This is a genomic window from Acidovorax sp. (assembly GCF_022763525.1).
In the GTDB taxonomy this organism is placed as follows: Bacteria; Pseudomonadota; Gammaproteobacteria; order Burkholderiales; family Burkholderiaceae_C; genus Acidovorax.
The window spans coordinates 1-10757 of sequence record NZ_JALEGG010000042.1 but is presented as its reverse complement, the minus strand read 5'-3'; the positions used below and the strand labels follow the sequence as shown (position 1 = coordinate 10757).

15 protein-coding genes and 1 pseudogene are annotated in these 10757 nt (G+C 65.4%); 1 reads left to right on the top strand and 15 read right to left on the bottom strand.

What is annotated here, in order from left to right; all coding sequences use genetic code 11:
* A partial coding sequence (locus MRY84_RS03170; RefSeq protein WP_291504306.1) for a 4-hydroxythreonine-4-phosphate dehydrogenase PdxA occupies positions 1-424 on the bottom strand: 424 nt, incomplete at its 3' end.
* A gap of 95 nt (positions 425-519) precedes the next feature.
* Positions 520-1281, bottom strand: a complete 762-nt coding sequence (locus tag MRY84_RS03165) for a Nif3-like dinuclear metal center hexameric protein (RefSeq protein ID WP_291504305.1) — start codon at positions 1279-1281, stop codon at positions 520-522.
* Positions 1282-1409: 128 nt separating this feature from the next.
* Between MRY84_RS03165 and MRY84_RS03160 the strand changes: the two genes are divergently transcribed.
* The gene (locus MRY84_RS03160; protein ID WP_291504304.1) at positions 1410-2561 is read left to right on the top strand and encodes a trypsin-like peptidase domain-containing protein; all 1152 of its coding nucleotides are present in this window, start codon (positions 1410-1412) and stop codon (positions 2559-2561) included.
* A 225-nt stretch (positions 2562-2786) separates the two neighbouring features.
* Here MRY84_RS03160 and tatC read toward each other — a convergent pair whose 3' ends face one another.
* The 13 genes and pseudogenes from tatC to hisH form a co-directional block, all read right to left on the bottom strand.
* Positions 2787-3581 carry a twin-arginine translocase subunit TatC gene (gene tatC / locus MRY84_RS03155; protein WP_291504303.1) on the bottom strand — a complete coding sequence of 265 codons (795 nt, stop codon included), beginning with the start codon at positions 3579-3581 and terminating at the stop codon, positions 2787-2789.
* Positions 3582-3649: 68 nt separating this feature from the next.
* Positions 3650-4111, bottom strand: coding sequence for a Sec-independent protein translocase protein TatB (tatB, locus tag MRY84_RS03150; protein WP_291504302.1), 462 nt, complete (start codon positions 4109-4111; stop codon positions 3650-3652).
* Positions 4112-4158: 47 nt separating this feature from the next.
* The gene (gene tatA / locus MRY84_RS03145) at positions 4159-4395 is read right to left on the bottom strand and encodes a Sec-independent protein translocase subunit TatA (RefSeq protein WP_291504301.1); all 237 of its coding nucleotides are present in this window, start codon (positions 4393-4395) and stop codon (positions 4159-4161) included.
* 106 nt (positions 4396-4501) lie between these two features.
* Entirely contained in the window at positions 4502-4858 is a 357-nt protein-coding gene (locus tag MRY84_RS03140) for a histidine triad nucleotide-binding protein (protein WP_291504300.1), read from the bottom strand.
* Between the two features lie 148 nt (positions 4859-5006).
* A complete protein-coding gene (locus MRY84_RS03135; RefSeq protein ID WP_291504299.1) occupies positions 5007-5393 on the bottom strand; it encodes a hypothetical protein in 387 nt (128 codons plus the stop codon).
* The gene (locus MRY84_RS03130) at positions 5390-5764 is read right to left on the bottom strand and encodes a phosphoribosyl-ATP diphosphatase (RefSeq protein ID WP_291504298.1); all 375 of its coding nucleotides are present in this window, start codon (positions 5762-5764) and stop codon (positions 5390-5392) included. Before MRY84_RS03130 ends, MRY84_RS03135 begins: the two co-directional genes overlap by 4 nt.
* A 4-nt stretch (positions 5765-5768) precedes the next feature.
* Positions 5769-6167: a phosphoribosyl-AMP cyclohydrolase gene (gene hisI / locus MRY84_RS03125; RefSeq protein ID WP_291504307.1), complete on the bottom strand. Its 399-nt coding sequence runs from the start codon at positions 6165-6167 to the stop codon at positions 5769-5771.
* A gap of 134 nt (positions 6168-6301) precedes the next feature.
* A complete protein-coding gene (locus tag MRY84_RS03120; RefSeq protein WP_291504297.1) occupies positions 6302-6877 on the bottom strand; it encodes a hypothetical protein in 576 nt (191 codons plus the stop codon).
* A complete protein-coding gene (hisF, locus tag MRY84_RS03115) occupies positions 6877-7677 on the bottom strand; it encodes an imidazole glycerol phosphate synthase subunit HisF (RefSeq protein ID WP_291504296.1) in 801 nt (266 codons plus the stop codon). Before hisF ends, MRY84_RS03120 begins: the two co-directional genes overlap by 1 nt.
* Before the next feature lie 36 nt (positions 7678-7713).
* Positions 7714-8727, bottom strand: a complete 1014-nt coding sequence (gene galE, locus MRY84_RS03110; RefSeq protein ID WP_291504295.1) for a UDP-glucose 4-epimerase GalE — start codon at positions 8725-8727, stop codon at positions 7714-7716.
* A gap of 149 nt (positions 8728-8876) precedes the next feature.
* Entirely contained in the window at positions 8877-9776 is a 900-nt protein-coding gene (locus MRY84_RS03105; RefSeq protein WP_291504294.1) for a D-hexose-6-phosphate mutarotase, read from the bottom strand.
* Positions 9766-10512: a 1-(5-phosphoribosyl)-5-[(5-phosphoribosylamino)methylideneamino]imidazole-4-carboxamide isomerase gene (gene hisA / locus MRY84_RS03100; protein ID WP_291504293.1), complete on the bottom strand. Its 747-nt coding sequence runs from the start codon at positions 10510-10512 to the stop codon at positions 9766-9768. The genes MRY84_RS03105 and hisA overlap by 11 nt, the downstream gene beginning before the upstream one ends.
* A 60-nt stretch (positions 10513-10572) precedes the next feature.
* Positions 10573-10757 (bottom strand): annotated as a pseudogene (gene hisH / locus MRY84_RS03095) (imidazole glycerol phosphate synthase subunit HisH); the annotation flags it as partial.

Genomic DNA, 10757 nt, shown 5'->3' with positions numbered 1-10757 from the left:
CGGTGTGGCCCGGGAACGCCACGCCGGCAGCCGACAGGGACTCCTTGTGCAAGGGCGCCGTGACCAAGCCCGCCACCTCGCCTCGCAGCGCGGCACGTGCTGCCCAGACCACGCTGTCGGCGGCAGCGCGGCCCGCGGCGGCGCTGATCTGCCCCCAGGGTTGCGGGCCCGGAATGCCTGGCAATTGCAGCACCGGGATACAGCGGGGAGGCACCAGCAGCGCATCGGAAGGCGCTTCGATCTGCGCCACGGGCACCATCGGCGCACCAGGCCGCACGATGGCCTGTGCCGCACGCCGCAGCGTGGCGACATCGCCCGCCACAAAACAGCCCGCCAGCTCGGCCGGCGCATCGCGAAAGGCCTTGGCCACGATTTCGGGGCCGATGCCTGCGGGGTCACCCTGGGTGATGGCAAGAGATTTCATGAGTTCATGGTTGAAATAAAAATCGACCGTAGCGCTTTATTGACAAGCGCTGATAGCTATAATTTTAATAGCATATAGGGCAACACACCCGACCGTCAGGCGGGGTTGTCGACCTCGATGAACTGGTGGCTCAACCCCCACTGCGCCGCCACCTGCGCCGCCACCGCCGGCGCGCCATAACGCTCGGTGGCGTGGTGCCCGGCTGCAATGAAACCCACGCCGGTCTCCCGGGCCAGGTGTGCTTGCGGCTCCGAGATCTCGCCCGTGATGAACACATCCGCCCCTGCGGCTATCGCCGCCTCGAAGTAGCCCTGCGCGCCGCCCGTACACCAGGCCACGCGGCGGACCGGCCGCTGTGCAGCAGCGCCGTCCGGCGGCACCCATGTGACGCGGCGGCCCAGAACCTGCGCGACATGGTCTGCCAGGGCCTCCCCGTGGGCAAAGGCGGCAGACCCGATGAAGCCCAGGTCGTTCTCGCCGAACCGGGCGTCGGCCGCCAGGCCCAGCACACGGCCCAACTGGGCGTTGTTGCCCAGTTCCGGATGGGCATCCAGCGGCAGGTGGTAGGCAAACAGGTTGATGTCATGCGCCAGCAGCAACTGCAGCCGCTGCTTCATCCAGCCCGTCACACGGCCGTCCTGCCCGCGCCAGAACAGGCCGTGGTGTACAAAGATGGCGTCCGCCTGCGCAGCGATGGCAGCCTCAATCAGCGCACGGCTGGCCGTCACGCCGCTGACGATGCGGCGGATCTGGGCTTTGCCCTCCACCTGCAGGCCATTGGGTCCGTAATCCTTGAAGCGCTCGGGTTGCAGCAGGCTGTCAAACGCCTGGAGAAGTTCAGGGCGGGAAATGCTCATGCAGCTATTGTCGCGCGGGCCCGCGCCCACACATGGGAGACAATGGCTTTCTGCGACAGACCGCCCTATGCGCCCACCCCGGGCGGGCCGCCGCACCCATCCTGAGCTCATCACCTGTACAGAATTTCATGAAACGCATCTGGCTGTTGTTCTCCCAGGCCGTCACGGTGTTCGTCGCGGCCTATTTTGTCGTCGCCACCCTGCAGCCCAACTGGCTGGGGCGGGGTGCCGCCACACGCTCCGGGGCGGGGATTGCGCTGCTCGAAGCCCCCCCTGCGCCCGCCAATGCGCAGCCTGCGGCGGGTAGCTTCAGCGCTGCGGCGCGCCAGGCGGCACCCGCGGTGGTCAGCATCAACACCAGCAAGGCCGTGCGCCACCCGCGCAGCAACGACCCCTGGTTTCAGTTTTTCTTCGGTGACCAGGGCGCCCAGGCCCAGTCCGGCCTGGGCAGCGGGGTGATCGTGAGCCCCGACGGCTACATCCTCACCAACAACCACGTGGTGGAGGGCGCAGACGAGATTGAAGTGACCCTGACCGACAGCCGCCGCGCCAGCGCCCGGGTGATCGGCACCGACCCCGACACCGACCTGGCCATCCTCAAGATCGAGCTCGACAAGCTGCCCGTCATCGTGCTGGGCAATTCCGACAGCTTGGCCGTGGGTGACCAGGTGCTGGCCATCGGCAACCCCTTTGGCGTCGGGCAGACGGTGACCAGCGGCATCGTGAGCGCCCTGGGCCGCACGCAGCTGGGGATCAACACGTTCGAGAATTTCATCCAGACCGATGCGGCCATCAATCCTGGCAACTCGGGTGGCGCGCTGGTGGACGTGAACGGCAATCTCATGGGCATCAACACCGCCATTTATTCGCGCTCGGGCGGCAGCATGGGCATTGGCTTTGCCATCCCGGTGTCCACCGCTCGGCTGGTGCTGGACGGCATCGTCAAGGACGGTCAAGTCACGCGCGGCTGGATCGGTGTTGAGCCCAACGAGCTCTCGCCCGAGCTGGCCGAGACCTTCGGCGTGAAGGCCACCGAGGGCGTGATCATTACCGGCGTGCTGCAGGACGGCCCTGCTGCCCTGGCCGGCATGCGACCCGGCGACGTGATCGTGCGCGTGGAGGGCAAGAATGTGGGCAATGTGTCTGAGCTGCTGACGGCCGTAGCGTCGCTCAAGCCGGGAACGGTGGCGCCATTCAACGTCCAGCGTGGCGACAAGATGGTGGAACTGAGCATCACGCCCGGGGTACGCCCCCGGCCCCAGCGCAATGTGAGACGGTAAGCCCCCTGAGCCGCTGCGCGTCTCTTCCCCAAAAGGGGGAAGCCTCCAGCGGCCCGGCAAAGCCGGTTACGCGGTGGCACCGGCACTGAGCACACGCCAGTTTGGAGGGACTGCGCGCAGAACAGGGCGAAACGGTCCCCGATGCACGCAGTCAGCTATTAAAAATATAGCTGGAGGCGCTCACCTCACAAGCGCCACAGGCCATTTGCAAGAGAAACCCAACCTTCAGGCGTTGGAGGCAGGCTCGCTGCCCTCTTCGGGTGCCTTGGTGTGCCTGATGAACACCTGCGCCGCCCAGATACCCACCTCGTACAGCAGGCACATGGGGATGGCCAACGACAGCTGCGAGACCACATCGGGCGGCGTGACGATGGCGGCAATCACGAAGGCAATCACGATGAAGTAGCCGCGGAACTCGCGCAGCTTCTGCACGCTGACCACGCCCATGCGGGCCAGCACCACCACGGCGATCGGCACCTCGAACGCGAGGCCGAACGCGAGGAACATCGACAGCACGAAGCTCAGGTAGGCCTCGATATCGGGCGCGGCCGTGATGCTCTTGGGTGCAAAGCTCTGGATGAAGGCGAACACTTGGCCAAACACCAAGTAGTAGCAAAACGCCACTCCAATGAAGAACAGCAGCGTGCTGGAGATCACCAGCGGCAGCACCAGCTTCTTCTCGTGCGAATACAGGCCAGGCGCCACAAAGGCCCACACTTGGTACAGCACAAAGGGCAAGGCCAGCAAAAAAGCCGACATCAGCAGAATCTTGAGCGGCACCATGAACGGCGAGATCACCGAAGTGGCGATCAGCGTGGCGCCCTTGGGCAGGTGCGCGACCAGCGGCGCGGCCAGGAAGTCGTACAGCGCGCCAGGGCCAGGGAAGAAGAAAAGGAAGGCCGCTGCGATCGCGATGGCGATGATGGCCTTGACCAGCCGGTCGCGCAGCTCCATCAGGTGCTGCACAAACGGCTGCTCAGTGCCGGCCAGCTCGTCTTCTTTGGAGGGGATTTCGGACATGGTGGATCTTTGTGGGCGTCAGGGCCGCCCGGGCAGCGCGCGGGGCGCTGGTGGCTGCAGCCGCGGCATCAGTGGAATTTACGGGGACGGAACCGCGCCACCCGGGCAGCGCCGGACTGCGCCTTCGTGCGCACACCGCTCTTGGCCTTGTACCACTGGGGCACGGCGCCGCGCTTGAGGCGCCAGTTCTTGCCGGGATGCTTGTAGGCAGGTACGACAGCCGCCTGGTCCTGCAGCGGGGTGCTGGCGGTATCGATGGCTTCAGCCCAGTCCTTTTCGAATTCGCTGGCACTGGTCTGGATGGAGTTTTGCACATCGCGTGCAGCGTTCTCCACCGTGTCCTTCATCTTCTTGAGCTCGTCGAGCTCCATCGACCGGTTGACCTCGGCCTTGACGTCGGACACGTAGCGCTGGGCCTTGCCCAGCAGCGTGCCCACGGTGCGGGCGACGCGCGGCAGCTTTTCGGGACCGATGACAATCAGCGCGACGGCGCCGATCAGCGCCATCTTGGACAGGCCAATATCAATCATGCGTCAGACGCAAAGCGTGAAGGTGCCGATGAATGAACGTGGCCCGCTCAGCTTTTCTGCTTGGCTTCGACATCGATGGTGGTCTTGTCGGCAGCCGGGTTGTTCGCGACCTGGCTGGCAGGCGGCGTGGCGGGGGTATCGGCAGCGCCGTCCTTCATGCCGTCCTTGAAGCCCTTGACGGCGCCCCCGAGATCGGAGCCCATGTTCTTGAGCTTCTTGGTGCCGAACACCATGACGACGATCAGCAGCACGATCAGCCAGTGCCAGATGGAAAAAGAGCCCATGGAATATCTCCTAACGAATTGCAATCATTTTAGACGGGGGGCATGGCAGGAGTTCACCCGCCGTGCCGTTTTGCGGGAATGTCCCCGCACGCCCCGTCAGCCTGGTTCAGCCTTTGAGCCACGGGCGCGGGCCGCCCATCACATGCAGGTGCAGGTGGTGGATTTCCTGTCCGCCTTCCAGCCCCGTGTTTACCACGATGCGGAAACCTCCTTGCGGGTACGGGTTGCAGCCCTGCTCCAGCGCCAGCTTGGGCGCCAGCGCCATCATGCGCCCAAGCAGGGGCGCGTGTTCAGCGGTGACCTGGGCCATGGAAGGGATATGCAGCTTGGGCACCATCAGGAAGTGCACGGGTGCCCCCGGGTGGATGTCATGGAAGGCGAAGACCTCTTCGTCTTCATATACCTTTTTCGACGGAATCTGGCCCGCGATGATCTTGCAGAAGAGGCAGTTCGGATCGTGCATGGAATTCAATGAAAAACAGGAGGTGCGCCGCTCAGTCAGCATCCGTGCAGCACCAGCGGGCTGCCAAGGACCTTGGGCGGGCGAAGGCGCTCATTGTGAGGGATGTCTGGCCTGGCGGTTCGGCCGGTGGGGGCGCCACCCCGCCCGCTCAGGCATCCACCGCTTGGTTGCGGCTCATGGCCAGCATGCCGCGCACGATGCGGTACAGGAACCACAAGGAGATCAAACCCCACGCGATCCAGCCCGGCGCGATCAGCAGCAGCCACAGCGGCGCGGTCACCACGTACAGCACGCCCGCCCAGATCACGGATCGGATGCGCCAGGAAAAATGGTTGGCCTGCCAGGTGCCCTCCGCGTCGCTGCGCTTGATCAGATCGATCACCAGGGCGATGACCAGCAGCAGCGCACTGGCCTGCGTGCCCGGCAGCACGGCACCCACGGCCACGATGAGGTGCAGCACATAGCTGACCCAGCCGATGTTTTTGAGGCTCTCGGCCTTTTGATCGTTGCTCTGCACATCGATGATGTCGCTCATGGGGCTCCTTCCTCTGCAGTGCGCGCAACCGCCTTGCGCAGGGCTTTTTCCTCGATGCCGCTGGTGCCCTCGCGGCGCTCCAGCTCGGCCACAACGTCGGCGGGCGTGAGGCCATAGTGGGCCAATGCCACCATGGTGTGAAACCACAGATCGGCTACCTCGTACACCAGCTTGGATTTGTCGGCGCCATGCTGAACGTCCTTGGCCGCCATCACCACCTCGGTGGCCTCTTCGCCGATTTTTTTCAAAAAGGCGTCCGGCCCCTTGTGCAGCAGGCGCGAGACATAGCTCTTTTCGGGATCGCCGCCGTTGGCCGGCTTGCGGCTTTCAATCACTTCGGCAAGGCGGGCAAGGGAATCGTTGGAGGGCATGGTCTTACTTGTAGATGGATTCGGGGTCTTTCAAGACCGGGTCAACCGGGTGCCAGGCGCCATCCTTGAGCACGCTGAAGAAGCAGCTGTGGCGGCCGGTGTGGCAGGCGATGCCGGGTTCGTGGCCTAGCTGAGTCACCTTAAGCAGCACGACGTCGTTGTCGCAGTCCAGGCGGATCTCATGCACGGTCTGCACGTGGCCCGATTCCTCACCCTTGAACCACAGCTTCTTGCGCGAGCGGCTGAAATACACGGCGCGGCCAAGTTCCGCCGTCTTGGCGAGGGCCTCGCGGTTCATCCACGCAAACATCAGCACGTCGCCCGTGCCCTGCTCCTGCGCAATCACGGGCACCAGGCCTTGCGCATCCCATTTCACTTCGTTGAGCCAGTTCATGGGCGGGATTGTCGGTGATTTGCATGACAGGCCCGGCTGCTGAACGCCGCAATTCGAACCATTTTGGCCGCCAGCGCTTGTCCATCAAGCGCAATAAGCTATAAAAACATGAGTGAATATCGAAGCATCCGTGAAGCAGCGGCCTACTTCGCCACCGTCAGGAACACCCACTTGCGATCCCAATTCTTCTGACCCAGGAATTTGATGGCGAAGGCGTATCGCCCCGGGGGCAGGAAATCCTGCGTGAGCGTCTCCTGCTGGGTCACCACGGCCTGGCCATTGACGCGCACGCTTTGGTCCGCCACCAGTTCCGGCTTGCTCTCCAGGTCCTGACCGTCCAGGGCATAGACGGTCACATCGGGCTCTTCCTTCTCATCGCCAACGTGGGGCAGGCCAAAGGCGTTGGCGCGCGTTTCCACCTCCAGTGCCAGCGAACCCGCCACGGGCTGCCGCACGATCCAGTGCACGTCGCGCACGTTGCGATTCAGCGTCTGCAACAGGGTTTTGAGCTTTTCGAATTCGGCCTGATCGGCAATCACCTCCACCGGCGCGCCGCCGATGGTGGCATCAAAGCAGCGGCCAATGCGTTGCACACAAGGCAGGCGATCAAAAAAGCTTGCGTAGGATGGCGGCGGCACCTGGGCCGCAGCAGGCAGCGCGGTGGCAGCGCAGGCCAGGGCCAGCGCCGCCGCCCACGGCGCGCCCACCCTTCGCACCATCACAGCCGCACCGGAATACCGCGCTCGGCCATGCGCTGCTTGGCCTGGCCCACGGTGTATTCGCCGTAGTGGAAGATGCTGGCGGCCAGCACGGCGTCGGCGCCGCCTTGCTGCACGCCGTCGGCCAGGTGATCGAGGTTGCCCACTCCGCCAGATGCGATCACTGGCACGCTCACGGCGTCGCTCACGGCGCGCGTGAGCTCCAGGTCAAAACCGGCCTTGGTGCCGTCGCGGTCCATGCTGGTCAACAGGATTTCGCCCGCCCCGCGGCGCGCCATTTCGGTAGCCCAGGCCACGGCATCCAGCCCGGTGTTCTTGCGCCCGCCGTGGCTGTACACGTCCCAGCCGGCACCCAGGGGCTGGCCGTTGGCGCCCAGGCGCTGGGCTTCTTCGGCCGTGCGGCGCTTGGCATCGATGGCTACCACGATGCACTGCGCGCCGTACTTGGCAGAAACGGCATCGATCACATCGGGGTTGGCGATGGCCGCCGAGTTGAAGCTGGTCTTGTCGGCGCCCGCGTTGAGCAGCCTGCGCACGTCTTCCACCGTGCGCACGCCGCCACCCACGGTGAGCGGAATGAAGACCTGGCTGGCCACGGCCTCGATGATGTGGAGGATCAGGTCGCGGCCATCGCTGGTGGCAGTGATGTCCAGGAACGTGAGTTCGTCGGCACCCTGCGCGTTGTAGCGCGCGGCGATCTCGACCGGATCGCCCGCATCGCGCAGCTCGACGAAGTTGACGCCCTTGACCACGCGGCCGCCGGTCACGTCAAGGCAGGGAATGATGCGTTTGGCAAGCATGGGAAAAGAGAAGGGGCGAGTGGGGTGACCAGAATTCTATGTGCGCAGGCTGCGCGCCACGCCATCCTGCCAGCGCCAAGCGTCGGCGCAAATAGCGTCCAGCCCGCGCTCCGCGCGCCAGCCCAGCAGACGCTCGGCCAGCGAGGGGTCGGCCCAGCACGAGGCCACGTCGCCCGCGCGGCGCGGCACGATGCGAAGAGGCACGGGCCGGCCGCTGGCGCGCTCGAAGCCGCGCACCATCTCCAGCACCGACACGGGCCGCCCCGTGCCCAGATTCACCGTGAGCAGGCCAGAGTGCTCGCGCAGGTAGCGTAGCGCCGCCACGTGGCCCTCGGCCAGGTCGCAGACGTGGATGTAGTCGCGCACGCCGGTGCCGTCGGGCGTAGGGTAGTCGTTGCCGTACACCGACAGCGCCTCGCGCCAGCCTGCCGCCACCTGGGCCACGTAGGGCGCAAGGTTGTTGGGCACGTCCTGAGGGTCTTCGCCGATCAGGCCGCTTTCGTGCGCGCCCACCGGGTTGAAGTAGCGCAGCCGGGCAATGCGCCAGAGGCCGGGCTCGGCTCCATCCACGTCGGCCAGCATCTGCTCCATCATCAGCTTGGACTGGCCGTAAGGGTTCGTAGCCGACAGCGGGAAGTCCTCGCGCACCGGCAGCGTGGCCGGATCGCCGTACACAGTGGCCGAAGATGAGAACACGATGCTGCGCACCCCCGCCGCCTGCATGGCGCGCAACAGCGTCAGGGTGCCGGCAACGTTGTTGTCGTAGTAGCGAAGCGGCTCGCGCACCGATTCGCCCACGGCCTTAAAGGCCGCGAAGTGAATCACGCCAGTAATGGAGTGCTCCGCCAGCACGCGCGCGAGGAGGGCTTCATCGCGCACGTCGCCTTCTACGCATGTCACGGCGGCGCCCGTGATGCGACCCAGCCGCTCCAGCACAGAGCGCCGGCTGTTGCTGAAGTTGTCGAGGATGAGGAACGGAATGCCTGCCTGGGCCAGCGCCACGCAGGTATGGGAGCCGATGAATCCGGCCCCGCCGGTGACCAATATCACGGGTTGGGTCCTTGTGGTGGTAGGGGGCGAAACCGATGACCAGCACCGCCTGCGGCGGTCCACGGAACATGCGGCTCGCGGGACGCCACTGTAGCCGCAAATGCCGACGGCACGCCCCTGAACATAGAAAGAAAGAAGTGCACCGGTGGTCAGCTCACTTGCGTCAGCACCCGCAACTCCTGCCAGCCCTGCCAATGCGCTCCAGGCGCCAGGGCGACAGGCTGATCGATCTGGGCAGCTTCCACGCACAGCATGGCGCGCCAGCCTTCGGGCGGCATGTCGGCCAGCCGCGCGCACAGGGCGCTGCCGGGGTTCCAGACCACGGTGTTGGAGAGGCTGGCGCTTTGGGTGATCTGCAGGGTGTGCGCGCCGTCGCACAGGTGCAGCGGTGCGGCAGCCGCCCCAAAGACCCGGTCGTACTCGCCCGCAAACGTCACATCGCCGTGCTGCTGCCCGTGCACATCGGCCACGGCATCCCACCGGGCGCAGCCATCCAGGCCGCTCAGGCGTACGTGCTCAACATCGTCCACGCGCAGGTAGGTGTGCAGCGCGGTGGTGAAGTCCCATGGCCGGGCGCCGTCACCGACGGGCTCGCCCGTGTTGCGCACCTGCAGTTCTGTTCGCAGCGCACCCGCACTCAGGGTGACGGCGAGTTGCGCGGAAAAATGCTCGGGCCACCAGGCGCGCGTGGCTTCGCTGTCGGCCAATGACAGGCAGACAGACGCCTGCGATGCGCCGCCATCGCCTTTGCCATCCTGCGGCACAGGCTGCCAGGGCAGATTGCGCACAAAGCCATGCTTGGGCAGCGGGCCACGCTGGTTGAACTGGGGCCAGCACACCGGGATGCCGCCGCGGATCGCGGAGTGCCCATCCCACGCCGCGCGCGGGCTTAGGTACAGGCGCTCGCGCCCAGAGGTCACCCAGGACAGCACCTGGGCTCCATGCAAAGCTACGAGTGCGCTGTCGCCACTTGGAAGGGTCAGACGGATACAGGGCTGCCCTCGCACCGTTTCAACGGTGGCTGCGGAAGCCGCCAGCTCAGGCAGCATTGCCCAGCGCGTCGGCGCGCGCCTGCGCAGCCGCAAAATCCAGGTCGCCGCTGTAGATGGCCCGGCCGCAGATCACGCCTTCCACGCCTTCGTCCTCCACCGCGCACAGCTGCTCGATGTCGGCCATGTTGGACAGCCCGCCCGAAGCGATCACCGGGATGGTGAGCGATTGTGCGAGCTTGACCGTGGCGTCGATGTTGATGCCCGAGAGCATGCCGTCGCGGCCGATGTCGGTGTAGATGATGGATTCGACGCCCCAGTCCTCGAACTTCTTGGCCAGGTCCACCACTTCGTGGCCGGTGAGCTTGCTCCAGCCATCGGTGGCGACCTTGCCTTCCTTGGCGTCCAGGCCCACGATGATGTGGCCGCCGAAGGCGCTGCAGGCATCCTTCAGGAAACCGGGGTTCTTCACGGCCGCCGTGCCGATGATCACGTAGCGCAGGCCGCCGTCGATGTACTTCTCGATGGTGTCCAGGTCGCGGATACCGCCGCCCAGCTGCACGGGGATGTCGTCGCCCACTTCCTTGAGGATGGCCTTGATGGCGCTGTAGTTCTTGGGCGTGCCCGCAAACGCGCCATTCAGGTCCACCAGGTGCAGGCGCCGGGCGCCCGCATCCACCCACTTGCGCGCCATGGCGGCCGGGTCTTCACCAAAGGTGGTGGATTGGTCCATATCGCCTTGCTTGAGGCGTACGCAGTGGCCGTCCTTGAGGTCGATGGCGGGGATGAGCAGCATGGTGGGTTCGGGTGGAAAAGGGCGAGGCCGGGCTCGGCCCGAACAGGGTTGTAAAGGGTTTCAGGGATTCCAGTGCAGGAAATTGCGGTACAGCGCCAGGCCATGCTCCGCACTTTTCTCGGGGTGGAACTGAGTGGCAAAAATATTATCGCGTGCAATCGCCGCGGCGAAAACACCGCCGTAGTCGGCCTCGCCCGCACAGTGGGCCGGGTTCTGCGGCAGCGCATAGAAGCTGTGCACAAAGT